General features: G+C 59.5%; 16 protein-coding genes and 5 pseudogenes. 17 read left to right on the forward strand and 4 right to left on the reverse strand.

What is annotated here, in order from left to right; genetic code table 11:
* From HT737_RS21390 to map, 4 genes and pseudogenes are all read right to left on the reverse strand, one after another.
* Positions 1 to 217 (reverse strand): annotated as a pseudogene (locus tag HT737_RS21390) (hypothetical protein); the annotation flags it as partial.
* A gap of 261 nt (positions 218 to 478) precedes the next feature.
* Positions 479 to 1,678, reverse strand: a complete 1,200-nt coding sequence (gene dapC, locus HT737_RS21395) for a succinyldiaminopimelate transaminase (protein WP_047291860.1) — start codon at positions 1,676 to 1,678, stop codon at positions 479 to 481.
* 207 nt (positions 1,679 to 1,885) lie between these two features.
* Positions 1,886 to 4,590, reverse strand: a pseudogene (locus HT737_RS21400) ([protein-PII] uridylyltransferase).
* A 41-nt stretch (positions 4,591 to 4,631) separates the two neighbouring features.
* Complete coding sequence (map, locus tag HT737_RS21405) at positions 4,632 to 5,414, reverse strand: type I methionyl aminopeptidase (protein WP_047291865.1); 783 nt, start codon at positions 5,412 to 5,414, stop codon at positions 4,632 to 4,634.
* Positions 5,415 to 5,787: 373 nt separating this feature from the next.
* Here map and rpsB point away from each other — a divergent pair, with 373 nt between their 5' ends.
* From rpsB to HT737_RS21490, 17 genes and pseudogenes are all read left to right on the forward strand, one after another.
* Entirely contained in the window at positions 5,788 to 6,525 is a 738-nt protein-coding gene (gene rpsB / locus HT737_RS21410; RefSeq protein WP_003222119.1) for a 30S ribosomal protein S2, read from the forward strand.
* Positions 6,526 to 6,728: 203 nt separating this feature from the next.
* Positions 6,729 to 7,594: pseudogene (gene tsf, locus HT737_RS21415) on the forward strand (translation elongation factor Ts).
* A 212-nt stretch (positions 7,595 to 7,806) separates the two neighbouring features.
* Entirely contained in the window at positions 7,807 to 8,550 is a 744-nt protein-coding gene (gene pyrH / locus HT737_RS21420) for a UMP kinase (RefSeq protein WP_003222124.1), read from the forward strand.
* Positions 8,547 to 9,105, forward strand: a pseudogene (frr, locus tag HT737_RS21425) (ribosome recycling factor). The gene pyrH and the pseudogene frr overlap by 4 nt, the downstream one beginning before the upstream one ends.
* 13 nt (positions 9,106 to 9,118) lie before the next feature.
* The gene (gene uppS, locus HT737_RS21430; RefSeq protein WP_041072340.1) at positions 9,119 to 9,874 is read left to right on the forward strand and encodes a polyprenyl diphosphate synthase; all 756 of its coding nucleotides are present in this window, start codon (positions 9,119 to 9,121) and stop codon (positions 9,872 to 9,874) included.
* On the forward strand, positions 9,874 to 10,680 hold the full coding sequence (locus tag HT737_RS21435; protein ID WP_007964272.1) for a phosphatidate cytidylyltransferase: 807 nt from the start codon (positions 9,874 to 9,876) through the stop codon (positions 10,678 to 10,680). Before uppS ends, HT737_RS21435 begins: the two co-directional genes overlap by 1 nt.
* A complete protein-coding gene (ispC, locus tag HT737_RS21440; protein ID WP_121184022.1) occupies positions 10,677 to 11,867 on the forward strand; it encodes a 1-deoxy-D-xylulose-5-phosphate reductoisomerase in 1,191 nt (396 codons plus the stop codon). The genes HT737_RS21435 and ispC overlap by 4 nt, the downstream gene beginning before the upstream one ends.
* Positions 11,868 to 11,921: 54 nt before the next feature.
* The gene (gene rseP, locus HT737_RS21445) at positions 11,922 to 13,274 is read left to right on the forward strand and encodes a sigma E protease regulator RseP (RefSeq protein WP_047291874.1); all 1,353 of its coding nucleotides are present in this window, start codon (positions 11,922 to 11,924) and stop codon (positions 13,272 to 13,274) included.
* A gap of 74 nt (positions 13,275 to 13,348) precedes the next feature.
* Positions 13,349 to 15,736 (forward strand): outer membrane protein assembly factor BamA, encoded by a 2,388-nt coding sequence (bamA, locus tag HT737_RS21450; protein WP_047291877.1) that lies wholly within the window; start codon positions 13,349 to 13,351, stop codon positions 15,734 to 15,736.
* 45 nt (positions 15,737 to 15,781) lie between these two features.
* Entirely contained in the window at positions 15,782 to 16,285 is a 504-nt protein-coding gene (locus HT737_RS21455) for an OmpH family outer membrane protein (RefSeq protein WP_003222140.1), read from the forward strand.
* Positions 16,286 to 16,288: 3 nt separating this feature from the next.
* Positions 16,289 to 17,344: a UDP-3-O-(3-hydroxymyristoyl)glucosamine N-acyltransferase gene (lpxD, locus tag HT737_RS21460; RefSeq protein ID WP_047291880.1), complete on the forward strand. Its 1,056-nt coding sequence runs from the start codon at positions 16,289 to 16,291 to the stop codon at positions 17,342 to 17,344.
* A gap of 106 nt (positions 17,345 to 17,450) precedes the next feature.
* Positions 17,451 to 17,891 (forward strand): 3-hydroxyacyl-ACP dehydratase FabZ, encoded by a 441-nt coding sequence (gene fabZ / locus HT737_RS21465; protein ID WP_003222142.1) that lies wholly within the window; start codon positions 17,451 to 17,453, stop codon positions 17,889 to 17,891.
* Positions 17,888 to 18,664: an acyl-ACP--UDP-N-acetylglucosamine O-acyltransferase gene (gene lpxA, locus HT737_RS21470; protein WP_182403960.1), complete on the forward strand. Its 777-nt coding sequence runs from the start codon at positions 17,888 to 17,890 to the stop codon at positions 18,662 to 18,664. Before fabZ ends, lpxA begins: the two co-directional genes overlap by 4 nt.
* Before the next feature lie 2 nt (positions 18,665 to 18,666).
* Entirely contained in the window at positions 18,667 to 19,797 is a 1,131-nt protein-coding gene (gene lpxB / locus HT737_RS21475; RefSeq protein WP_182403961.1) for a lipid-A-disaccharide synthase, read from the forward strand.
* Between the two features lie 8 nt (positions 19,798 to 19,805).
* Positions 19,806 to 20,432 carry a ribonuclease HII gene (gene rnhB, locus HT737_RS21480; RefSeq protein ID WP_182403962.1) on the forward strand — a complete coding sequence of 209 codons (627 nt, stop codon included), beginning with the start codon at positions 19,806 to 19,808 and terminating at the stop codon, positions 20,430 to 20,432.
* Positions 20,433 to 20,508: 76 nt separating this feature from the next.
* Positions 20,509 to 24,032 (forward strand): annotated as a pseudogene (dnaE, locus tag HT737_RS21485) (DNA polymerase III subunit alpha).
* A gap of 139 nt (positions 24,033 to 24,171) precedes the next feature.
* Positions 24,172 to 25,119, forward strand: a complete 948-nt coding sequence (locus tag HT737_RS21490; RefSeq protein WP_041072320.1) for an acetyl-CoA carboxylase carboxyltransferase subunit alpha — start codon at positions 24,172 to 24,174, stop codon at positions 25,117 to 25,119.
* Positions 25,120 to 25,165: the final 46 nt, after the last annotated feature.

Genomic DNA, 25,165 nt, shown 5'->3' on the forward strand with positions numbered 1-25,165 from the left:
CGGTACCGATCAGAGAGGAAAACGTTCCCGGTTGACTGAGTATGCGGATATCGCCTTCTTCACCTTCGACGAAATCGAACTTCAAGTTGATGTGCGGCAACCAGTTGCTGGCGGCGGCGATCGTTTCGTCCTTGAATGCCTGCGTACCGTTGAGGAACGCGATGCGAAGTGTGCTGCCGGGAGTCCAGAATTTCGCCGGATTATTTTTAGCCCACATGTTTTTGAATCTCCCAAGTACATTTAATGTTGCGGGAGATGCGTGTGTGTTCGAATTGTTTGTTTGGCTGAAGCCAGGTTGATTGCATTACGGAACATCCATGTTTTCATTCTTCAGGTTTAACTTCTCGGGTTGCTTGTTGTTCCCGACAAGTTGCTTTGAATGACGGATGCTAGGGGCTGAGGTTGAATCGGTAAATTGAATATATGTACGGTTTTATGACCGGTTACCGTGCCAGCAAAACTGGCACGGTAAAGACACTTACGACTGGCGAGAGACAAACGCGCGAATCCGCTCTGCGGCCTCGACGCATTCAGCCAGTGGCGCAACCAGCGCCATGCGCACACGACCGGCGCCCGGATTCACACCGTCTACCTCGCGGGACAGATACGAGCCTGGCACCACGGTCACGTGTTCTTGCTCGAACAGGTCGCGACAGAACGCCGCGTCGTCACCTTGTACGTTCGGCCACAGGTAGAAACTGCCGTCCGGACGCTGCACGTCCATCACCGGGCTGAGGATCGCCAAGACAGCGTCGAATTTCTCGCGGTACAGCGCACGGTTGGCGCGCACGTGCACTTCGTCATTCCACGCCGCAACGCTGGCCAGTTGGGTTTGCACCGGCATCGCGCAGCCGTGGTAGGTGCGGTAGAGCAGGAAGCCTTTGAGGACATCGGCGTCGCCCGCGACGAAACCGGAACGCAGCCCCGGCAGGTTGGAGCGCTTGGACAGGCTGTGGAACACCACGCAACGCTTGAAGTCCTTGCGACCCAGTTCGACACACGCGCTGAGCAGGCCCGGCGGTGGGGTCTGTTCGTCGAAGTACAGTTCGCTGTAGCACTCGTCGGCGGCGATCACGAAATCGTATTCGTCCGCCAGGGCGATGAGTTTTTTCAGCACTTCGACCGGGATCAGCGCGCCTGTCGGATTGCCCGGCGAACACAGGAACAGGATCTGGCAGCGTTTCCAGATGTCGGGCGAGACCGCGTCGAAATCCGGGTTGAAGCCGTTTTCGTCCAGGCACGGCAGGTAGTGCGGCTTGGCGCCGGCGAGGAACGCTGCCCCTTCGTAGATCTGATAGAACGGGTTCGGGCTGACCACCAGTGCATCGTCACCGCGATTGACCACGGTCTGGGTGAAGGCGAACAGCGCTTCACGGGTGCCGTTGACCGGCAGCACGTTGCGCGCCGGATCAATCCAGCCGCTTGGTACGCCGAAGCGACGTTCGCACCAGCCGGCGATGGCTTCGCGCAGGGCCGGGATGCCGAGGGTGGTCGGGTACACCGCCATCTGATCCAGATTGTTCGCCAGCGCTTCGGCGACAAAACTTGGCGAACGGTGTTTCGGCTCGCCGATCGACAGGGCGATCGGGCGTTTGTCCGGGTTCGGCGTCACGCTGCCGAGCAAGGCGCGGAGCTTTTCGAACGGGTAGGGCTGGAGCTGGTTCAGAGCGTTGTTCATGGGGGCCTCGTTCAATGTGGAGAGAACTCCGTGGCGAGGGGATTTATCCCCGATCGGCTGCGCAGCAGCCGCAAAACCATCGCTTGCGGTGTAACGGATACTCCGCGATTGCCGGTTCGGGGCTGCTTCGCAACCCATCGGGGATGAATCCCCTCACCACAAAAGCCCCGGCAGCTATATCTGCCTCCACAGGGGTAGTTTGCTGATTCAAATACTGATGCGCGAAAGCTTGATATCCGGTTCCTGGTTGACGCTCAGTTGCTCGACGATTGCGTCCTGCAGGCGGCTGCACAGCAGCGGGTCGGAGAGCGGCTGGTTGTGGGCGTCGGTGATGAAGAACACGTCTTCCACGCGTTCGCCCAGGGTCGCAATCTTGGCGTTCTGCAGCGACAGGTCGAACTCGAGGAAGATCCCGCCGACCCGCGCCAGCAGGCCCGGGCGATCAGGGGCGGTGAGTTCCAGCACCGTCACCGGACGCTGAGCGTCGTTGTGGATCGTTACCTGCGGCGCGAAGGCGAAGTGCTTGAGCTGGCGCGGCACCCGGCGCTGGATGATCGTCGGGTAGTCGTCCGGGTTGCGCAGCGCTTCGGTCAAACCGTCGCGAATCTGTTTGATCCGTGTCGGGTTGTCGCCGATGGATTCACCGTCGTTGTCGAGCACGATATAGGTGTCGAGGGTGAACTGGCTGCTTGAGGTGATGACCCTGGCGTCATGAATGTTCAGGTTGAGCTGATCCATCGCGGCCACGGTCACGGCGAAGAAATCGTGTTGATCCGGCGCATAGATGAAGATCTGCGTGCCGCCCTCGAACTCGCGCTGGGTGGTTTCCTTGATCAGCACCAGCGGGCCGCCATCGGCCGGTTGCTGCAGGATCGCGTCACTGTGCCAGGCCACGTCGCCGGCGGTATGACGCAGGAAATAGTCATCGCCCAGTTGCGCCCACAACTGCTCGACGTCGTCCGGATCGGTGCCGCCACGCACGAGAATGTCCAGTGCGGCGCTCTGGGTCTGGCGGATCTGCTCTTCGCGATCCACCGGGTTTTCCAGGCCACGACGCAGAGCGCGTTTGGTCTCGGTATAGAGCTGGCGCAACAGGCTGGCGCGCCAGGAGTTCCACAGCGTCGGGTTGGTCGCGTTGATATCGGCAACCGTCAGCACGTACAGGTAGTCCAGACGGGTTTCGTCGCCGACGATCTGCGCGAAATCATGGATCACCTGCGGATCGGACAGATCCTTGCGCTGCGCGGTGGTCGACATCACCAGGTGGTTCTGCACCAGCCAGACGATCAGGCGGCTGTCCCACAGCGGCAACTGATGGCGCTGGCAGAACGCTTCGGCATCGACCGCGCCGATGTCCGAGTGATCGCCATGCCGGCCCTTGCCGATGTCGTGGTACAGGCCGGCCATGTAAATGAGCTCAGGCTTGGGCAGTTTGGCCATGAGCTTGGCGGCCAGCGGGAATTTTTCCGACACCTGGGTGTACTGCAATTTACGCAGGTGTTTGATCAGATTCAGCGTGTGCGCATCGACCGTATAGATGTGGAACAGGTCGTGCTGCATTTGCCCGACGATAAAGCCGAACTCCGGCAGATAACGCCCGAGGATGCCGTAGCGGTTCATCCGGCGCAGGTTGCGGTGCACGCCGATCTTGCACTTGAACAGCTCGATGAACAGGCTGGTATTGCGGATATCGTTGCGGAAATTGTCGTCGATCAGGTGCCGGTTCTCGCGCAGCAGACGAATGGTGTCGGCGCGCACACCTTTGATTTCCGGCTGCTGGGCCATCAACACGAAAATCTCGAGCATGGCAAACGGCGTGCGGCGGAACACGTTGTCGTTGCGCGCTTCGATGTAGCCGTCGTGCAACTGGAAGCGCGAGTTGATCGGCTGCGGCGGTGCTTCGTCTTCCGGGGCGAGGATGACTTCCTCGAAATGCTGGATGATCAGGTCGCTGAGCTGGGCGATGCTCATCACCACGCGGAAATATTGCTGCATGAAGTTTTCGACCGCCTGTTTGGCGTCGTCGCCTTCAAAGCCGAGCAGGCCGGCAATGGTCCGTTGATGATCGAACAGCAGACGATCTTCGGAGCGACCGGCGAGCATGTGCAGGGCGTAACGCACTTTCCACAGAAATTCCTGGGACGACGCCAGCAGGGCGTTTTCGCTCTCAACCAGAAAACCTTCGCCGGCGAGGGCGCGCAGGTTCAGGGTGCCGTACTGACGCCGGGCCACCCACAGAATCGTCTGGATATCCCGCAGGCCGCCGGGCGAGCCTTTGACGTTGGGTTCCAGGTTGTATTCGGTGTCGTTGTACTTGTGGTGACGGGCCTTCTGTTCGGCGCGCTTGGCCAGGAAAAACTCCTTGGCCGGCCACATGTGGGCCGTGCTGGTGACATCAAGCATGCGCTGACGCAGGCGCTCGGGGCCGCAGATGGTGCGGCTTTCCATCAGGTTGGTGACCACGGTCAGGTCGGCACGGGCTTCCTCGGCGCATTCATCGACCGAGCGTACGCTCTGGCCGACTTCCAGGCCGATGTCCCACAGCAGCGTCAGAAAAACGCTCGATGGAATCGCGGAAAACTTCGTGATCGGCGCTGTCCAGCAGGATCAGCAGGTCGATGTCGGAATAGGGATGCAGCTCGCCCCGGCCGTAGCCACCGACCGCGACCAGCGCGATGTCGGCGTCTTCGCTCCAGTTGAACTGCTCCCAGGCCTTTTGCAGGATGTTGTCGACGAACCATGCGCGGTCTTCGATCAGGCGGCGGATGTCGCGGCCATTGCGAAAACGCGTGTCGAGGACCTCGCGCGCCTGGCGGATCGCCTTTTTTGAACGCCGCGATAGGACTCGCTTTCAGGGCCAGTTCAGCCTGGAACTGGCCGCGGTCGAAGAGTTCGGGATCCACCTGCGGCATCGATTGGCTTTCCTTCTATAAAGGTGGGAGCGTTCCAGGGGTCAGGCCGAGACGCGCGGGATCGTGTCGTCGGCGCGCAGAGTGAAGATCTCGTAGCCGGTGTCGGTCACCAGCAGGGTGTGTTCCCACTGCGCCGAGAGCTTGCGGTCCTTGGTGATCGCGGTCCAGCCGTCGCCCAGCACCTTGGTGTCGGCCTTGCCCTGGTTGATCATCGGCTCGATGGTGAAGGTCATGCCGGCCTTCAGTTCCATGCCGGTGCCGGCGCGGCCGTAGTGCAGGATCTGCGGTTCTTCGTGGAACACCTTGCCGATGCCGTGGCCGCAGAACTCGCGAACCACCGAGAAGCCGTTCTTTTCCGCGTGCTTCTGGATGACTTCACCGATGTCGCCGAGGCGGCAGCCAGGTTTGACGATCTCGATTGCCTTGTACATGCATTCCTGAGTGACCTGCGACAGGCGCTCGGCCCAGACGGGCACTTCGCCAACATGGAACATGCGGCTGGTGTCGCCGTGGTAGCCGTCCTTGATCACGGTGACGTCGATATTCAGGGTGTCACCGTTTTTCAGTGGCTTGTCGTTCGGGATGCCGTGGCAGACCACATGGTTGATCGAGGTGCAGATCGACTTCGGAAAACCCTTGTAGTTGAGCGGGGCCGGAATGGCCTGCTGCACGTTGACGATGTAGTCGTGGCAGATCTGGTTCAGTTGATCGGTGGTCACGCCCGGTTTGACGTGTTCGGCAATCATTTCCAGCACATCGGCGGCCAGTTTGCCGGCGACACGCATGCCAGCGATGTCCTCGGGGGTTTTGAGGTTGACGGTCATACAGGCTCTCTCTGCGCTCGGCGGCGCTTGCTGATACGGATAGGGTGGCAGGTGTACGTTTTGCGACCCTGAAAAACCCGATTCTAACAGACGAAAGGCGCAAATCCGCGCCTGCGTACATCGTCTCTCTCTATACAATGGTGTGCCTGACGGCGATTCCAAGGGGGCTGCGCCCATGTCCCTGGTGCGAATACAGATTCCGGGTTCCGTTTCTGCGCGCCCTGTGGTATAAAATGCGCCGCTTTCCGGGGATGCCCCGAGAAGCTTAAATCCACACACGTGTCGACACGATGACCTGGGTGCCTTTGGCTTTATGCCACTGGTTGGTCATTGGGATACGTGGAGGCCAAACCCGACTTATTAAGGAACTATCATGTCCCAAGTCAACATGCGCGATATGCTGAAGGCCGGTGTGCACTTCGGTCACCAAACCCGTTACTGGAATCCGAAAATGGGTAAGTACATTTTCGGCGCGCGTAACAAGATTCACATCATCAACCTTGAAAAAACCCTGCCAATGTTCAACGAAGCTCTGACTTTCGTAGAGCGTCTGGCCCAGGGCAAAAACAAGATTCTGTTCGTCGGCACCAAGCGTTCCGCTGGCAAGATCGTTGCTGAAGAAGCAGCACGTTGCGGTTCGCCGTACGTCGACCACCGCTGGTTGGGCGGCATGCTGACCAACTTCAAAACCATTCGTGCTTCCATCAAGCGTCTGCGTGACCTTGAAGTTCAAGCCGAAGACGGTACTTTCGCCAAGCTGACCAAGAAAGAAGCGCTGATGCGCTCCCGTGACCTGGAAAAGCTGGATCGCTCCCTGGGCGGCATCAAGGACATGGGCGGTCTGCCAGACGCACTGTTCGTGATCGACGTTGACCACGAGCGCATCGCGATCACCGAAGCCAACAAGCTGGGCATCCCGGTCATCGGCGTTGTCGATACCAACAGCAGCCCGGAAGGCGTTGACTACATCATCCCAGGCAACGATGACGCAATCCGCGCTATCCAGCTGTACATGGGTTCGATGGCTGACGCAGTGATCCGTGGTCGCAACAATGTTGCTGGCGGCACTGTTGAATTCGCAGCTGAAGAAACTCAGGCTGCAGCTGAGTAATCGACGCCCTGGCGTTGACTCAGTAAGCAAAAAGGGGGCTTGGCCCCCTTTTTGCCACCTCGAAAACCGTTTGTTGGCGCCCACGTGTGGCAGCGCACCTCCTGCATTTGTAACGTGCAGCAGCTACAAGGTGTTTCGGGAAGAATTGAACGCCCGTTCGATCGGGTGGAATGGTTGAAAACCTATCCAAGAGGAATTTGAAAATGGCAGCAATTACTGCAGCGTTGGTTAAAGAACTGCGCGAGCGTACCGGCGAAGGCATGATGGACTGCAAGAAAGCCCTGGAAAAGGCTGACGGCGACATCGAAAAAGCCATTGATGACATGCGTGCTTCGGGCGCGATCAAGGCTGCGAAAAAGGCTGGCAACGTTGCCGCTGAAGGCGCAATCGCAATCAAGGACGACGGTAAAGCTGCCGTTATCCTGGAAGTGAACTCGCAGACCGACTTCCTGGCTCTGCAAGACGACTTCAAAAACTTTGTTGCTGCCAGCGTAGAAAAAAGCCTTCGCTGACAAGCTGACCGACGCTGCTCCGCTGATCGCTGCTCAAGAAGCCGCTCGCGAAGCACTGGTTGCCAAAGTAGGCGAAAACGTCAACATCCGTCGTCTGACCCGTATCGAAGGTGACGTTGTAGGTTCCTACCTGCACGGCAACAAGATCGGTGTTGTTGTGGCTCTGAAAGGCGGCGACGTCGAGCTGGCCAAAGACATCGCGATGCACGTAGCTGCAAGCAACCCTGAGTTCCTGCTGCCTTCGCAGGTTTCGGCTGAAGCGATCGAGCGTGAAAAGGCTGTGTTCCTGCAGCTGAACGAAGAGAAGATCAAAGGCAAGCCAGAAAACATTGTTGAGAACATGGTCAAAGGCCGTATCAGCAAGTTCCTGGCAGAAGCGAGCCTGGTTGAGCAGGCGTTCGTCAAGAACCCTGAGATCAAGGTTGGCGAGCTGGCCAAGAAAGGCGGCGCAGAAATCGTTTCCTTCACCTACTTCAAAGTAGGCGAAAGGCATCGAGAAGCCGGTCGACAACTTCGCTGAAGAAGTTGCTGCCCAGCTGGCTGCCGCCAAGCAATAAGACGGTTTTTCAACTGTCGCCCGAAAGAGGCTGCCCGCTCACGCGCGCAGCCTCTTTTCAGATGGGGTTACCAGTTTTTAATTGGTTTCCACTGGGAACTGACTTACAAAGCCAGGTTCCGATGGCGCTGAAGCAGCGCCAAGCTAGAGTGAACGGCAGCTGTAAAACAGCTTGCACAGAATTTTTTAAATACGCCGCAGGAGAGATTCGCAATGGCTCAGCAGGGCAGTGGTTATCAGGCTCGCTATAAACGCATTCTACTCAAGCTTAGCGGCGAGGCCCTGATGGGCTCGGAAGAGTTCGGGATCGATCCAAAAGTGCTGGATCGGATGGCGCTGGAAGTCGGCCAGCTGGTCGGCATCGGCGTACAGGTCGGTCTGGTGATCGGCGGTGGCAACCTGTTCCGTGGCGAGGCCTTGAGCAAGGCCGGCATGGATCGGGTGACAGGCGACCACATGGGCATGCTGGCCACTGTGATGAACGCCCTGGCCATGCGCGACGCGCTGGAACGTGCCAATATCTCGGCCATCGTGATGTCGGCCATTTCCATGGTTGGCGTGACTGATCACTATGATCGCCGCAAAGCCATGCGCCACCTGAACTCCAAGGACGTGGTGATTTTCGCCGCTGGTACCGGCAATCCGTTCTTTACCACGGATTCGGCAGCCTGCCTGCGTGCCATCGAAATCGATGCCGACGTCGTGCTGAAAGCGACCAAGGTTGATGGCGTCTACACCGCAGACCCGTTCAAAGACCCGCATGCCGAGAAGTTCGATCATCTGACTTATGATGAAGTGCTGGATCGCAAGCTGGGCGTGATGGATCTGACTGCTATCTGCCTGTGCCGCGATCACAAGATGCCGCTGCGCGTATTCAACATGAACAAGCCCGGCGCCCTGCTGAACATCGTGCATGGCGGCGCTGAAGGCACTCTGATCGAGGAAGGTCAACAATGATCAACGAAATCAAGAAAGACGCCCAAGCGCGTATGCAGAAATCCCTGGAATCTCTGAACCACGCGTTCGGCCAGATTCGTACCGGCAAGGCTCACCCGAGCATTCTCGGTAGTGTCATGGTGCCTTACTACGGCACTGACACCCCGCTGAGCAGCGTCGCCAACGTCACCGTGAAAGATTCGCGTACCCTGCAAGTCGTGGCTTTCGAGCGCAACATGCTCGCTGCCGTCGACAAGGCGATCCAGAGCGCCGGTCTGAACCTCAATCCGACCAACCTGGGTGAGTTGCTTTTGATCCCGATGCCTGCCCTAACCGAGGAAACGCGCAAGGGCTTCACCAAGCAGGCTCGTAGCGCAGCGGAAGACGCGCGCGTTGCCGTGCGCAACATTCGTCGTGACGCATTGGGTGAGCTTAAAAAAACTGGTCAAGGACAAGGAAATCAGTGAAGACGAAGAACGTCGTGCCATCGCTGATATCGATAAGCTGACCAAAGAATCCGAGGCCCAGATCACCAAGGCCACGGACGAGAAAGAAAAAGACCTGATGGCCGTATAAGGGTCGCGCTTCAATGGAAAAGACCAAGCAGTCTGCGCCGTCCGCGGTGCCGCGCCATGTCGCGATCATCATGGATGGCAATAATCGCTGGGCGAAAAAACGCTTTATGCCGGGTGTCGCCGGGCATAAAGCCGGCGTGGATGCTGTGCGGGCGGTAATCGAGGTGTGCGCCGAGGCCAAGGTCGAAGTGCTCACCCTGTTCGCCTTTTCCAGTGAAAACTGGCAGCGCCCGGCCGATGAGGTCAGTGCCTTGATGGACCTGTTCTTCAAGGCCCTGCGTCGTGAGGCCAAGCGCCTCAACGACAACAACATCAGCTTGCGCATCATCGGTGATCGCTCGCGCTTCCACCCTGAGCTTCAGGCGGCGATGCGCGAAGCCGAGGCCATGACCGCCGGTGCCAACCGCTTTATTCTGCAGATCGCCGCCAACTACGGCGGTCAGTGGGATATTGCCCAGGCGGCGCAACGTCTGGCGCGTGAGGTTCAGGCCGGGCATCTGCGTCCGGAAGACATCACTCCGGAGCTGTTGCAAACCTGTCTGGCGACCGGCGACCTGCCGCTGCCAGACTTGTGCATCCGCACTGGTGGCGAGCACCGCATCAGCAATTTCCTGCTGTGGCAACTGGCGTATGCCGAGTTGTACTTCTCCGACCTGTTCTGGCCGGACTTCAAACACGAAGCCATGCGCACTGCGCTGGCCGATTTCGCTTCGCGCCAGCGTCGCTTCGGTAAAACGAGCGAACAGGTCGAAGCTGGAGCCCGGGTTTAATGCTTAAACAACGAATCATCACTGCGCTGATCCTGCTGCCGATCGCTCTGTGCGGTTTCTTCCTGCTCGAGGGATCCGGTTTTGCGCTGTTCATCGGTCTGGTCGTGAGTCTGGGTGCCTGGGAATGGGCGCGTCTGGCGGGCTTTACCGCGCAGTCGTTCCGTGTCGGCTTTGCCGCTGTCGTCGCGCTGATGCTGTTCGTCATGTACGTCCTGCCGGGCCTGGCCCCTTGGGTGTTGGGCGCTTCGGTGTTGTGGTGGGCGGTGGCGACTTACCTGGTGCTGACGTATCCACGCTCAAGCGAGCATTGGTCCACAGCAGCCACCAAACTGGTGATCGGCTTGCTGATCCTGCTGCCGGCCTGGCAGGGACTGGTGCAGATCAAGCAATACCCGCTGGGTAACTGGCTGATCATGGCGGTGATGGTGTTGGTCTGGGGTGCCGACATCGGTGCTTACTTCTCCGGTCGTGCTTTCGGCAAGCGCAAACTGGCGCCGCAAGTCAGTCCGGGTAAAAGCTGGGAAGGCGTTTACGGTGGCCTGGCGCTGAGTCTGGTGATCACCGCGATCGTCGGCCTGGTTCGCGACTGGACGGTGGCTGAACTGCTCAAGGGGCTCATCGGTGCTGCGCTGATCGTCTTCATTTCGGTGGTGGGCGACCTCACCGAAAGCATGTTCAAGCGCCAGTCCGGCATCAAGGACAGCAGCAACCTGCTGCCCGGTCATGGCGGTGTGCTTGATCGCATCGACAGCCTGACCGCGGCGATCCCGATTTTCGCTGTATTGCTGTGGATGGCTGCACCGTGAGCCGTCCTCAACAGATCACTGTTCTGGGGGCTACCGGTTCGATTGGTCTGAGCACCCTCGACGTCATCGCGCGTCATCCCGAGCGCTATCAGGTGTTCGCCCTGAGCGGTTTCACGCGTCTGAGCGAATTGCTGGCCTTGTGCGTGCGTCATGTGCCGCAATTCGCAGTCGTGCCGGAAGTGGCGGCGGCGCGTGGTTTGCAGGACGACCTGCGGGCTGCCGGTCTGTCCACTCGCGTATTGGTGGGGGAGGAGGGCCTGTGTCAGGTTGCCTCTGCACCTGAAGTCGATGCCGTGATGGCCGCCATCGTCGGTGCCGCAGGCCTGCGACCGACCCTGGCGGCGGTGGAGGCTGGCAAGAAGATCCTGCTGGCCAATAAAGAGGCGCTGGTGATGTCCGGCGCGCTGTTCATGCAGGCCGTGCACAAGAGCGGCTCGGTGCTGCTGCCGATCGACAGCGAGCACAACGCGATCTTCCAGTGCATGCCGCAGGATTTTTCCCGTGGGCTGAGTACAGTCGGTGTGCGACGGATTTTGCTCACGGCTTCGGGCGGGCCTTTCCGCCAGACGCCGTTGAGCGAGCTGGCGCACGTTTCGCCTGATCAGGCGTGTGCGCACCCGAACTGGTCCATGGGGCGCAAGATTTCCGTGGACTCGGCCAGCATGATGAACAAGGGTCTGGAATTGATCGAGGCCTGCTGGCTGTTCGACGCCAAGCCGTCGCAGGTCGAGGTGGTGATCCATCCGCAGAGTGTGATTCACTCGCTGGTCGATTATGTCGATGGCTCGGTGCTGGCGCAGTTGGGCAATCCCGACATGCGCACGCCGATTGCCAATGCACTGGCCTGGCCTGAGCGTATCGACTCCGGTGTAGCGCCCTTGGATCTGTTTGCCATCGCGCGCCTGGATTTCGAGGCGCCGGACGAAGAGCGTTTTCCTTGCCTGCGCCTGGCGCGACAGGCGGCCGAGGCGGGTAACAGTGCGCCGGCGATGCTCAATGCGGCCAACGAAGTGGCGGTCGCCGCGTTTCTCGACGGACGTGTGGGTTATCTGGAAATCGCGAGTATCATCGAGGACGTGCTGAGCCTCGAGCCAGTGGTTGCGCTGGAGGATCTGGACGCGGTGTTTACCGCAGACGCGAAAGCGCGGACTCTGGCCGGGCAGTGGCTGAATCGTCACGGGCGATAGCCGTTGCAGTACCATGGCGTCACGCGGCACTGAACAGGATTGCGGAGAAAGTAGATGAGCGCGCTCTATATGATTGCCGGCACCCTGATCGCTTTGGGTGTGCTGGTCACCTTTCACGAATTCGGCCACTTCTGGGTCGCGCGTCGCTGTGGCGTCAAGGTTCTGCGTTTTTCCGTCGGCTTCGGCATGCCCCTGTTGCGCTGGCACGACAAGCAGGGCACTGAATTTGTCGTCGCCGCGATTCCGCTGGGCGGCTACGTCAAGATGCTCGATGAGCGTGAAGGCGAAGTCCCGGCCGATCAGCTTCATCAATCCTTCAATCGTAAATCGGTGCGCCAGCGCATCGCCATTGTCGCGGCGGGGCCGATTGCCAACTTCCTGCTGGCCCTGGTGTTTTTCTGGGTGCTGGCCATGCTCGGCAGCGAGCAGATCCGTCCGGTGATCGGTGCCGTCGAGTCCGGCAGCATTGCGGCCAGGGCCGGTTTGAGCGCGGGCCAGGAGATCGTCGCCATCGATGGTGAGCCTACCTCCGGTTGGGCTGCCGTCAATTTGCAACTGGTGCGTCGTCTGGGGGAAAGTGGTTCCCTGCAATTGCTCGTGCGCGAGCAGGGTTCGACCGTCGACGCGCCGCGTGAGCTGGCGCTGGACCATTGGCTCAAAGGCGCTGACGAGCCCGATCCCATTCGCTCGCTGGGTATTCGCCCATGGCGCCCGGCTTTGCCGCCAGTACTGGCTGAACTCGATCCAAAAGGCCCGGCACAAGCCGCCGGTCTGAAAACCGGTGATCGCCTGCTGGCGCTCGACGGCCTGGCGCTGAATGACTGGCAGCAAGTGGTCGACAGCGTTCGTACGCGTCCTGATACCAAAATCATGCTGAAAGTCGAGCGTGATGGTGCTCAAATCGACGTCCCGGTGACCCTGGCGGCGCGCGGCGAAAGCAAGTCGCCAAGCGGTTATCTCGGGGCGGGCGTAAAAGCCGTGGACTGGCCGCCGGAAATGATTCGCGAGGTCAGTTATGGTCCGTTGGCCGCGATTGGCGAGGGTGCCCGTCGTACCTGGACCATGAGCGTGCTGACGCTGGACTCGTTGAAGAAAATGCTGTTTGGCGAGCTCTCGGTAAAAAACTTGAGTGGGCCGATAACCATTGCTAAAGTGGCGGGCGCTTCTGCCCAGTCGGGCGTTGCTGATTTCCTGAATTTCCTTGCTTATCTGAGTATTAGCCTGGGGGTTCTGAATTTGCTGCCCATTCCTGTACTGGATGGGGGGCATTTGTTGTTTTATCTGATTGAGTGGGTGCGTGGTCGCCCCTTGTCGGATCGGGTGCAAGGTTGGGGGGTGCAGATCGGTATCAGTTTGGTGGTCGGAGTGATGTTGCTTGCTCTGGTCAATGATCTGGGTCGACTGTAAAGCTTCGCTGAATTGCGAATCTGCCGCATTTTGCGGCAGTTTGTTTATTGCCAGTTGGAATAAGAAAGGACTTCATGAAACGTCTGCTGCTAACTGCGGTTCTCACCGTATTGATGATCGCCGAAGTTCACGCCGAGTCCTTCACTATCTCTGATATTCGCGTCAACGGCCTCCAGCGGGTCTCCGCGGGTAGCGTCTTTGGTGCCTTGCCGTTGAACGTCGGCGAGCAGGCGGATGATCGTCGCCTGGTGGAATCCACTCGTGCGTTGTTCAAAACCGGTTTCTTTCAAGATATCCAGCTGGGCCGCGAAGGCAACGTTCTGGTGATCACGGTCGTCGAACGTCCGTCGGTCGCCAGTATCGAGATCGAAGGTAACAAGGCGATCTCTACCGAAGACCTGATGAAAGGCCTGAAGCAGTCCGGTCTGTCCGAAGGTGAAATCTTCCAGCGCGCCACCCTCGAAGGTGTCCGTAACGAGCTGCAGCGTCAGTACGTTGCCCAGGGCCGTTACTCGGCGACCGTCGATACCGAGGTGGTCTCGCAGCCGCGTAACCGCGTGGCGCTGAAAGTGAAGATCAACGAAGGCACCGTGGCCGCGATCCAGCACATCAACGTGGTGGGTAACACGGTCTTCCCTGATGACGACCTGATCGACCTGTTCGAGCTGAAAACCACCAACTGGCTGTCGTTCTTCAAGAACGATGACAAGTACGCCCGTGAAAAACTGTCCGGCGACCTGGAGCGTCTGCGTTCCTACTACCTGGACCGTGGTTACATCAACATGGATATCGCTTCGACCCAGGTATCCATCACCCCGGACAAGAAGCACGTCTACATCACCGTCAACATCACCGAAGGCGAGAAGTACACCGTACGTGACGTCAAGCTCAGCGGTGACCTGAAAGTCCCTGAAGACCAGGTCAAGTCGCTGTTGCTGGTGCAGAAAGGCCAGGTGTTCTCGCGCAAGCTGATGACCACCACTTCCGAACTGATCACTCGTCGCCTGGGTAACGAGGGTTACACCTTCGCCAACGTGAACGGCGTTCCTCAGCCGCATGACGACGATCACACCGTGGACATCCTGTTCGCCGTCGACCCGGGCAAGCGTGCCTACGTCAACCGTATCAATTTCCGTGGCAACACCAAGTCCGAAGACGAAGTGCTGCGTCGCGAAATGCGTCAAATGGAAGGCGGCTGGGCTTCGACCTACCTGATCGACCAGTCCAAGACCCGTCTTGAACGTCTGGGCTTCTTCAAGGAAGTGAACGTTGAGACTCCGGCTGTTCCGGGTGTCGACGACCAGGTTGACGTGAACTATGCCGTTGAAGAACAAGCTTCCGGTTCGATCACCGCCAGCGTCGGTTTCGCCCAGAGCGCCGGTCTGATCCTCGGTGGCTCGATCACTCAGAACAACTTCCTGGGTACCGGTAACCGTGTGAGCGTGGGCCTGACCCGCAGTGAATATCAGAGCCGTTACAACTTCGGCTACGTTGACCCCTACTGGACCGCCGATGGCGTGAGCCTGGGTTACAACGCGTTCTATCGCACCACTGACTACAAAGACCTCGACGTCGACGTAGCGAGCTATGCGGTAGATAGCCTGGGTGCCGGCGTCAACGTTGGCTACCCGATCAGCGAGACGTCGCGTCTGACCTTCGGTCTGTCCGCTCAGCAGGACAAGATCAAGACCGGTCAGTACACCGTTGACGAAATCTTCGACTTCGTTAACAAGGAAGGCGACAACTATCTGAACTTCAAGGCTTCGGCCGGCTGGTCCGAGTCGACCCTGAACAAGGGCGTACTGCCGACCCGTGGTCGTTCCCAGAGCCTGACCCTGGAAACCACGATTCCGGGCAGCGACCTGTCGTTCTACAAACTCGACTACCGTGGTCAGTTGTTCCAGCCGATCACCGAAAACTACACCCTGCGTCTGCACACCGAACTGGGTTATGGCGACGGTTATGGTTCGACCGACGGCTTGCCGTTCTATGAAAACTACTATGCTGGTGGTTTCAACTCGGTACGTGGCTTCAAGGACAGTACGCTGGGTCCTCGCAGTACCCCGAGTCGTGGTCAGGCGGTCACCGGTAACGCCGGTACCATTGCCGACCCGGATCAGGATCCGCTGCCGTTCGGTGGCAACGTATTGATCCAGGGTGGTGTAGAGGTTCTGTTCCCGCTGCCGTTCGTGAAAGATCAGCGATCCCTGCGTACCTCGGTATTCTGGGACGTCGGTAACGTGTTCGACTCGACTTGCAAGTCGACCACCAATGCTGACGGTACAAAAGCCAACACACAGTGCAACGACATCAGCCTGAGCAACATGGCCAGTTCCGTCGGTGTTGGCGTGACCTGGGTAACCGCACTGGGGCCTTTGAGCTTCGCGTTGGCTACACCGATCAAGAAACCGGATAACGCTGAAACTCAAGTGTTCCAATTCTCCCTCGGCCAGACGTTCTAAGCGTCTGACCCAAGATAACGACAATGGATTTTGTAGGAGTGCATCGTGCGTAAGTTGACTCAATTGGTTCTCCTGGCCTCCGTACTGGTGGCAGGCCCGGCGTTCGCCGACATGAAAATCGCCGTTCTGAACTATCAGATGGCATTGCTGGAATCCGATGCGGCCAAGAAATACGCGGTGGATGCCGAGAAGAAGTTCGGTCCGCAACTGACCAAGCTCAAGACGCTGGAAAGCAGCGCCAAGGGTATTCAGGATCGTCTGATGGCCGGTGGCGACAAGATGCAGCAGGGCGAGCGTGAGCGTCTGGAGCTTGAGTTCAAGCAAAAGGCCCGTGACTTCCAGTTCCAGTCCAAGGAACTGAACGAAGCCAAGGCAGTTGCCGACCGCGAAATGCTCAAGCAACTGAAGCCGAAACTGGATAGCGCAGTGGAAGAAGTCATCAAGAAAGGTGGTTTTGACCTGGTGTTCGAGCGTGGCGCAGTGATCGATGTCAAACCTCAGTACGACATCACGCGCCAGGTTATCGAGCGCATGAATCAGCTGAAGTAACCCATGACCGTGACTATCAAGCTCGGCCAGTTGGCCGAGTTCCTCGGCGCCACCCTGCGTGGCGACCCCGAGACGCAAATTACTGGGCTAGCCACCTTGCAGGAGGCTGGCCCAGCTCAGTTGAGCTTTCTGGCAAATCCTCAATATCGCAAATACCTGGCAAGTTCCCAGGCGGCTGCGCTATTGCTCAAGGAGGCCGATGCCGACGGTTTTACCGGCAACGCGCTGGTGGTGCCGGATCCTTACCTGGCTTATGCACGCATCTCGCATCTGTTCGATCCGAAGCCGAAAGCCGCTGCGGGTGTTCATCCCACAGCGGTGATTGCGCCGGATGCGGTGGTTGATCCAAGCGCCAGCATTGGCCCGTTCGTGGTGATCGAGGCGGGTGCCCGCATCGGTGCGCAGGTCACGTTGGGTGCCCATTGCGTCATCGGTGCCCGCAGTGAAATCGGTGAGGGCGGCTGGCTCGCTCCGCGAGTGACGCTGTACCACGACGTGCGCATCGGCAAGCGCGTAGTGATCCAGTCCGGTGCCGTGCTCGGTGGTGAAGGTTTCGGTTTTGCCAACGAGAAAGGTATCTGGCAGAAGATCGCCCAGATCGGTGGCGTGACCATCGGCGACGATGTCGAGATCGGCGTGAACACCGCCATCGACCGTGGCGCGTTGGCGGACACCGTGATCGGCAACGGCGTGAAGCTCGACAACCAGATCCAGATCGCGCACAACGTCCAGGTCGGTGATCACACCGCCATGGCGGCGTGTGTCGGTATCTCCGGCAGCACCAAAATCGGCAAGCATTGCATGCTCGCCGGTGGTGTCGGCCTGGTTGGGCACATCGATATTTGCGACAACGTTTTCCTGACCGGGATGACCATGGTGACCCACTCGATTACCGAGCCGGGTGCCTATTCGTCCGGCACAGCCATGCAACCGGCGGCCGAATGGCGCAAAAGCGCGGCCCGCATCCGTCAGCTCGATGACCTCGCGCGACGTTTGAAGCAGCTGGAAAAGCGCGTCGGGGAAGTGACCCCCGGCAGCAATGCTTCATCTGATGGCTGATACCATTTCCATATCAAGTGTGCACAGCCTCTAGACTGCCTCCTTGATTTGCTAGAGGAGTGCGCGTCAGTCGCGCTCCCAATCTTTACATAGGCTTCCCCCCGAAATGATGGACATCAACGAGATTCGCGAATACCTGCCTCACCGTTACCCGTTCCTGCTGGTGGACCGGGTGGTGGAACTGGACACTGAAGGCAAGCGCATTCGCGCCTACAAGAATGTCAGCATCAATGAGCCATTCTTCAACGGCCACTTCCCGGCGCACCCGATCATGCCGGGCGTACTGATCATCGAAGCGATGGCCCAGGCTGCCGGGATCCTCGGTTTCAAAATGCTTGACGTAAAGCCGGCCGACGGCACCCTGTACTACTTCGTCGGTTCCGACAAACTGCGTTTCCGCCAGCCAGTGCTGCCGGGCGACCAGTTGATCCTTGAAGCCAAGTTCATCAGCTGCAAGCGTCAGATCTGGAAATTCGAATGCCAGGCCTCGGTCGACGGCAAGCCGGTCTGCTCGGCGGAAATCATCTGTGCGGAACGCAAGCTATGAGTTTGATTGACCCTCGTGCAATCATCGATCCGTCGGCCATTCTGGCTGACGGCGTCGAGGTCGGCCCGTGGTCGATCATCGGCGCAGGTGTGGAAATCGGCGAGGGTACTGTGATCGGGCCGCACGTGGTCCTCAAAGGCCCGACCCGCATCGGCAAGCACAACCGCGTCTACCAGTTTTCCTCGGTAGGCGAAGACACGCCCGATCTGAAGTACAAAGGTGAAGAAACCCGTCTGGTGATCGGTGACCACAACGTCATCCGCGAAGGCGTGACCATTCACCGTGGCACCGTGCAGGACCGTTCGGAAACCACGCTGGGCGATCACAACCTGATCATGGCCTACGCCCACATCGGGCATGACAGCGTCATCGGCAACCACTGCATTCTGGTCAACAACACCGCGTTGGCCGGGCATGTGCACGTTGACGACTGGGCGATCCTGTCCGGGTTCACCCTGGTTCATCAGTATTGCCATATTGGCGCGCACAGCTTTTCCGGCATGGGCACCGCCATCGGCAAGGACGTTCCGGCGTTCGTCACCGTCTTCGGCAACCCCGCCGAAGCGCGCAGCATGAACTTTGAAGGCATGCGCCGCCGCGGTTTCAGTGAAGACGCAATTCATGCGCTGCGCCGCGCCTATAAAACGGTGTATCGCCAGGGGCTGACCGTGGAGCAAGCGCTGGCCGAACTGGTCGAACCTGCTGCGCAATTCCCGGAAGTCGCGCTGTTCCGTGATTCGATCCAGTCCTCGACTCGCGGCATCACCCGCTGATCATGGCCAATCTGCGTATTGCGCTGGTGGCGGGCGAAGCTTCCGGGGATATTTTGGGCGCCGGTCTGATGCGCGCCCTCAAGGCGCAACATCCGGCAGTCGAGTTCATCGGTGTCGGCGGTCCGTTGATGCAGGCCGAAGGCCTGACGTCGTATTTCCCCATGGAGCGCCTGTCGGTCATGGGGCTCGTGGAGGTGCTCGGGCGGCTGCGCGAGTTGCTCAAGCGGCGCAAGGACCTGATCGCTACGCTGATCGCCGAGAAACCGGACGTGTTCATCGGCATCGATGCCCCGGATTTCAACCTCAATATCGAACTCAAGCTGCGTCAGGCCGGGATCAAGACCGTGCACTACGTCAGCCCGTCGGTGTGGGCATGGCGTCAGAAGCGTGTGCTGAAGATTCGCGAAGGCTGCGATCTGATGCTCACCCTGTTGCCATTTGAAGCAAAATTCTACGAAGAGAAAGGCGTGCCGGTGCGGTTCGTCGGTCATACGCTGGCCGATACCATTCCGCTGCAGGCCGACCGCGCCGCAGCGCGTGCCGAACTCGGTTTGCCCGACGGTCCGCTGGTGGCGTTGATGCCCGGCAGTCGCGGTGGTGAAGTCGGCCGTCTCGGGGCGCTGTTCCTTGATACGGCCGAGCGTCTGCGGGCCATGCGCCCGGGGCTGCGCTTCGTCATCCCGTGTGCCAATGCCGAGCGTCGCGCGCAACTCGAAGCGTTGCTGGTTGGCCGCGACTTGCCGGTGACCCTGCTCGATGGCAAATCCCATCTGGCGCTCGCGGCGTGCAACGCGGTGCTGATCGCCTCCGGCACGGCGACGCTTGAAGCGTTGCTGTACAAGCGGCCGATGGTCGTTGCGTATCGCCTGGCACCGCTGACGTTCTGGATCCTCAAGCGCATGGTCAAGAGCCCGTACGTGTCCTTGCCCAACCTGTTGGCCCAGCGTCTGTTGGTGCCAGAGTTGTTGCAGGATGATGCGACGGTCGAGGCGTTGGCGCAGACCCTGTCGCCGTTGATCGACGGCGGCGAAGAGCAGACCCGTGGCTTCGACGAGATTCACCGCACGTTGCGGCGGGACGCTTCCAATCAGGCGGCGGATGCCGTCCTCAACCTGATCGGTCAGAAACAATGAGCAAGACGATGCAAATGGGCCTGGATTTCACATTGGTCGCCGAAGTCGAAGAACTGGTGGCCGGTGTCGACGAAGTCGGTCGTGGCCCCTTGTGCGGCGCGGTGGTGACGGCGGCGGTGATCCTCGATCCGAACCGGCCGATCCTTGGTCTCAACGACTCGAAGAAGCTCACCGAAGCCCGGCGCGAGAAGCTCTACGACGAGATCATCGAAAAATCCCTGAGCTGGTGCATCGCCCGCGCCGAAGTCGAGGAAATCGACGAGCTGAACATCCTGCACGCGACCATGCTCGCCATGCAGCGCGCGGTGGCCGGTCTGCATATTCAGCCGAAACTGGCGATGATCGACGGTAACCGCTGCCCGAAACTGCCGATGCGCGCCGAAGCGGTGGTGCAGGGCGACGGCAAGGTGCCGGCCATTGCTGCCGCGTCGATTCTGGCCAAAGTCAGCCGCGACCGGGAAATGGCGGCATTCGAATTGATCTACCCGGGGTACGGCATCGGCGGCCATAAAGGCTACCCGACGCCCGTTCATCTGGAAGCGTTGGCGCGGCTTGGCCCGACACCGATTCACCGGCGCTCGTTCGCCCCGGTGCGACAGGCTTACGAGGCGCGCGAAGGCCTGACACAGGTTTAGTCGCAAGGCTGATGTTTTGTTCGAGGCCCGGTACAATCCGGGCCTTGTTGTTTCTATGTAACTGGACAGGATCACTATGCCGGCTTCATTCGTTCATCTACGCCTGCACACTGAATACTCCCTGGTCGACGGGCTGGTGCGGATCAAGCCACTGGTCAAGGCGCTGACCGGCATGAACATGCCGGCCGTGGCGGTCACCGATCAGAACAACATGTGTTCCCTGGTCAAATTCTATAAAAAACGCCATGGGCGCCGGCATCAAGCCGATCTGCGGCGCCGACCTGTGGCTGTCGAACAAGGATCCGGACGGGCCATTGAGCCGGATCAGCCTGTTGGTAATGAACGCCAAGGGCTATCGCAATCTCACCGAGCTGATCTCGCGCGGCTTCATCGAAGGCCAGCGCAATGGCATGATCATCATCGAGCGCGAATGGGTCGCCGAGGCCAACGAAGGTCTGATCATGCTGTCCGCCGCGAAGGAAGGCGAAATCGGCATGGCCATGATTGGCGGTAACCCGGCCGAAGCCGAGACGTTGGCGCGCGAGTGGATGGCGGTGTTCCCTGATCGTTTCTATCTGGAAATCCAGCGCACCAATCGCCCCAACGACGAAGAGCAATTGCACGGCGCCGTGGCCCTGGCCGACAAGCTCGGTGCGCCGCTGGTGGCGACCAACGATGTGCGCTTCATCAAGCAGGAAGACTTTGCTGCCCACGAAACCCGCGTGTGCATCGGTGAGGGCCGCGCCCTCGACGATCCGCGGCGCTCGAAGAATTACAGCGATCAGCAGTACCTGAAAAGCGCCGAGGAAATGGCCGAGCTGTTCAGTGACATTCCCGATGCGATCGAAAACACCGTCGAGATTGCCAAGCGTTGCAACATCGACGTGAAGCTGGGCAAGCACTTCCTGCCGGACTACCCGATTCCTGATGGCATGACCATCGATGAATACTTCCGCAAGGTGTCGTTCGATGGTCTGGAAGACCGCCTCAGCGTATTGCTGCCCAAGGACACCACCGAAGACTATGAGGCCAAGCGTCAGGTCTACGTCGACCGGCTGAATTTCGAGCTGGATATCATCATCCAGATGGGCTTCCCCGGTTACTTCCTGATCGTGATGGACTTTATCCAGTGGGCCAAGAACAACGGCGTGCCGGTAGGCCCGGGCCGTGGGTCGGGTGCCGGATCGCTGGTGGCCTATGTGCAGAAGATCACCGACCTCGACCCGCTGGAATACGACCTGCTGTTCGAACGTTTCCTTAACCCGGAGCGGGTCTCGATGCCCGACTTCGACGTCGACTTCTGCATGGACGGTCGTGACCGGGTGATCGACTACGTGGCCGAGAAATACGGTCGCAACGCGGTAAGCCAGATCATCACCTTCGGCTCCATGGCCGCCAAGGCGGTGGTGCGCGACGTGGCGCGGGCCCAGGGCAAGTCATTCGGCCTGGCGGATCGTCTGTCGAAGATGATTCCGTTCGAAGTCGGCATGACCCTGGAAAAAGCCTACGAGCAGGAAGAGATTCTGCGTGATTTCATCAAGGTCGATGAGGAAGCGGCGGAAATCTGGGAGATGGCGCGCAAGCTCGAGGGCGTGGTGCGTAACGTCGGTAAACACGCCGGTGGTGTGGTAATCGCCCCGACCAAGCTGACCGATTTCTCGCCGATCTATTGCGACGAGGCCGGCGATGGTCTGGTGACCCAGTTCGACAAGGACGACGTCGAGGCGGCCGGTCTGGTGAAGTTCGACTTCCTCGGCTTGCGGACCCTGACGATCATCGACTGGGCGCTGAAAACCATCAACCGCGACCGCGCCAAGGTCAACGAACCGCCGCTGGACATCGCGTTCATCCCGCTGGATGACAAACCGACCTATCAGTTGCTGCAAAAAGCTGAAACCACTGCGGTGTTCCAGCTCGAATCCCGGGGCATGAAAGAGCTGATCAAAAAGCTCAAGCCTGACTGCCTCGAAGACTTGATCGCACTGGTGGCCCTGTTCCGTCCGGGCCCACTGCAATCGGGCATGGTGGATGACTTCATCAACCGTAAGCACGGTCGCGCCGAATTGGCTTATCCGCACCCGGATTACCAGTATGAAGGCCTGCAACCGGTGCTGGCGCCGACGTACGGCATCATCCTGTATCAGGAACAGGTGATGCAGATCGCTCAGGTCATGGCCGGTTACACCCTCGGTGGTGCGGACATGCTGCGTCGGGCGATGGGTAAGAAGAAACCCGAGGAAATGGCCAAGCAGCGCGGCGGTTTCATTGAAGGTTGTGCGTCGAACAATATCGATGCGGATCTTGCCGGTAACATTTTTGACCTGGTAGAGAAATTCGCCGGTTACGGCTTCAACAAGTCCCACTCCGCCGCTTACGGCCTGGTGTCGTACCAGACCGCTTGGCTGAAAGCCCATTACCCGGCGCCGTTCATGGCGGCGGTGCTTTCGGCGGATATGCACAACACCGACAAGGTCGTGACCTTGATCGAGGAAGTGCGCACGATGAAGCTGCGCCTCGACGCGCCGGACGTGAACACTTCGGAGTTCAAGTTCACGGTGAACGACGAAGGCCGCATCGTATACGGCCTGGGCGCGATTAAAGGCGTCGGTGAAGGCCCGGTGGAAGCGATTACCGAAGCCCGTCAGGCCGGTCCGTTCAAGGATCTGTTCGACTTCTGCGCCCGGGTTGACCTCAAGCGCATCAACAAACGCACGCTGGACGGTCTGATCCGCAGCGGCGCGCTGGATCGCCTCGGCCCGTACTTCCACGATGAACAAAAGGCTTATCAGGCCAACATCGACCGCAACCGCGCCGTGCTGCTGGCGGCGATGGAAGAGGCAATCAAGTCGGCCGAGCAGACAGCGCGCACCCGCGACAGCGGCCATGCCGACCTGTTCGGCGGGCTGTTCGTCGAGGAAGATGCCGACGTCTATGCAACGCACCGCAAGGCCAAGGAGCTGACCCTCAAGGAACGCCTCAAGGGTGAGAAAGATACCCTGGGTCTGTACCTGACCGGTCACCCGATCGACGAATATGAAGGCGAGATTCGTCGCTTCGCCCGGCAGCGCATCATCGACCTGAAACCGGCTCGCGACACGCAAACCGTGGCCGGGATGATCATTGCCCTGCGCGTGATGAAGAACAAAAAAGGGCGACAAGATGGGCTTCATTACCCTTGATGACCGCTCGGGACGGATCGAGGCCTCGCTGTTTGCCGATGCGTTCCATTCTGCGCAGTCGCTGTTGCAGACCGACGCGATGGTGGTGGTCGAAGGCGAAGTCAGCAACGACGACTTCTCCGGCGGCCTGCGCCTGCGGGTCAAGCGGGTGATGAGCATGGAGGATGCACGGACCAATCTGGCCGAAAGCCTGCGCCTGAAGCTGCACACTCAGGATTTGAAAGGCGATCAGCTACGCTGGTTGGGTGAACTGCTCAAGCGTCACCGCGGGGCGTGCCCGATCACCATGGAGTACACCAGTCCCGATGCCAAGACCTTGCTGCAGTTCGGCGAGACCTGGCGAATCGATCCGGCAGATGCGTTGATTCAAGCCCTGCGTGACCAGTTCGGGCGAGACAACGTCTTCCTCCAATACCGTTGACCGGCAAGTGCCATCATTGCGCTTGCCCACAACCTGAATTTTTAATCTCGACCTCAGCGCGCCTCTCCCTTAAGGTAGGGCGCGAATAGACAACCGGCCGGCCCAAGCTCATTTGGGACACGACCCAAGACGGACGCCTATGAACCCGAATTTTCTAGATTTCGAACAGCCGATCGCCGACCTGCAAGCCAAGATCGAAGAGTTGCGCTTGGTCGGTAATGACAATTCGCTGAATATCGGCGATGAGATCTCCCGCCTGCAGGACAAGAGCCGCACGCTGACCGAAGACATCTTCGGCAAGCTGACCAGCTGGCAGATCGCTCGCCTGGCGCGCCACCCGAAACGCCCGTACACCCTCGATTACATCGAGCACATCTTTACCGAGTTCGACGAACTGCACGGTGACCGTCACTTCTCCGACGACGCCGCCATTGTGGGTGGCGTGGCCCGTCTGGAAGACCAGCCAGTGATGGTCATCGGTCACCAGAAGGGGCGTGAAGTGCGCGAGAAGGTACGCCGCAACTTCGGCATGCCGCGTCCGGAAGGCTACCGCAAGGCTTGCCGTCTGATGGAAATGGCCGAGCGTTTCAAGATGCCGATCCTGACCTTCATCGACACCCCGGGCGCCTACCCGGGTATTGACGCCGAAGAGCGCAACCAGAGCGAGGCCATCGCCTGGAACCTGCGCGTGATGGCGCGCCTGAAAACCCCGATCATCGCCACCGTGATCGGTGAAGGTGGTTCCGGCGGTGCGTTGGCGATCGGTGTCTGCGATCAGTTGAACATGCTGCAGTACTCGACCTACGCGGTGATCTCGCCGGAAGGTTGTGCTTCGATCCTGTGGAAAACCGCCGAAAAAGCGCCGGACGCTGCCGAGGCGATGGGCATCACCGCCGAGCGCCTGAAAGGTCTGGGTATCGTCGACAAGGTCATCGGCGAGCCACTGGGCGGCGCCCACCGTGATCCGGCCGCTGCTGCTGCCTCGATCCGTGCCGAACTGAGCTCGCAACTGGCGATGCTGAAGAAGTTCGACAACGAAGCGCTGCTCAAGCGCCGTTACGATCGTCTGATGAGCTACGGTCTCTAAGTCGACGGCGCAGTAACCCTGTAGGAGCTGCCGCAGGCTGCGATCT

This window comes from Pseudomonas sp. MD195_PC81_125 (assembly GCF_014060985.1).
In the GTDB taxonomy this organism is placed as follows: Bacteria; Pseudomonadota; Gammaproteobacteria; order Pseudomonadales; family Pseudomonadaceae; genus Aquipseudomonas; species Aquipseudomonas parakoreensis.

Excerpts from the sequence above, each read along its gene's own strand:
- dapC (WP_047291860.1), bottom strand. The coding sequence starts at position 1,678 with ATGAACAACGCTCTGAACCAGCTCCAGCCCTACCCGTTCGAAAAGCTC.
- map (WP_047291865.1), bottom strand. The coding sequence starts at position 5,414 with ATGACCGTCAACCTCAAAACCCCCGAGGACATCGCTGGCATGCGTGTC.
- rpsB (WP_003222119.1), top strand. The coding sequence starts at position 5,788 with ATGTCCCAAGTCAACATGCGCGATATGCTGAAGGCCGGTGTGCACTTC.
- pyrH (WP_003222124.1), top strand. The coding sequence starts at position 7,807 with ATGGCTCAGCAGGGCAGTGGTTATCAGGCTCGCTATAAACGCATTCTA.
- uppS (WP_041072340.1), top strand. The coding sequence starts at position 9,119 with ATGGAAAAGACCAAGCAGTCTGCGCCGTCCGCGGTGCCGCGCCATGTC.
- HT737_RS21435 (WP_007964272.1), top strand. The coding sequence starts at position 9,874 with ATGCTTAAACAACGAATCATCACTGCGCTGATCCTGCTGCCGATCGCT.
- rseP (WP_047291874.1), top strand. The coding sequence starts at position 11,922 with ATGAGCGCGCTCTATATGATTGCCGGCACCCTGATCGCTTTGGGTGTG.
- bamA (WP_047291877.1), top strand. The coding sequence starts at position 13,349 with ATGAAACGTCTGCTGCTAACTGCGGTTCTCACCGTATTGATGATCGCC.
- lpxD (WP_047291880.1), top strand. The coding sequence starts at position 16,289 with ATGACCGTGACTATCAAGCTCGGCCAGTTGGCCGAGTTCCTCGGCGCC.
- fabZ (WP_003222142.1), top strand. The coding sequence starts at position 17,451 with ATGATGGACATCAACGAGATTCGCGAATACCTGCCTCACCGTTACCCG.
- lpxA (WP_182403960.1), top strand. The coding sequence starts at position 17,888 with ATGAGTTTGATTGACCCTCGTGCAATCATCGATCCGTCGGCCATTCTG.
- lpxB (WP_182403961.1), top strand. The coding sequence starts at position 18,667 with ATGGCCAATCTGCGTATTGCGCTGGTGGCGGGCGAAGCTTCCGGGGAT.
- rnhB (WP_182403962.1), top strand. The coding sequence starts at position 19,806 with ATGCAAATGGGCCTGGATTTCACATTGGTCGCCGAAGTCGAAGAACTG.
- HT737_RS21490 (WP_041072320.1), top strand. The coding sequence starts at position 24,172 with ATGAACCCGAATTTTCTAGATTTCGAACAGCCGATCGCCGACCTGCAA.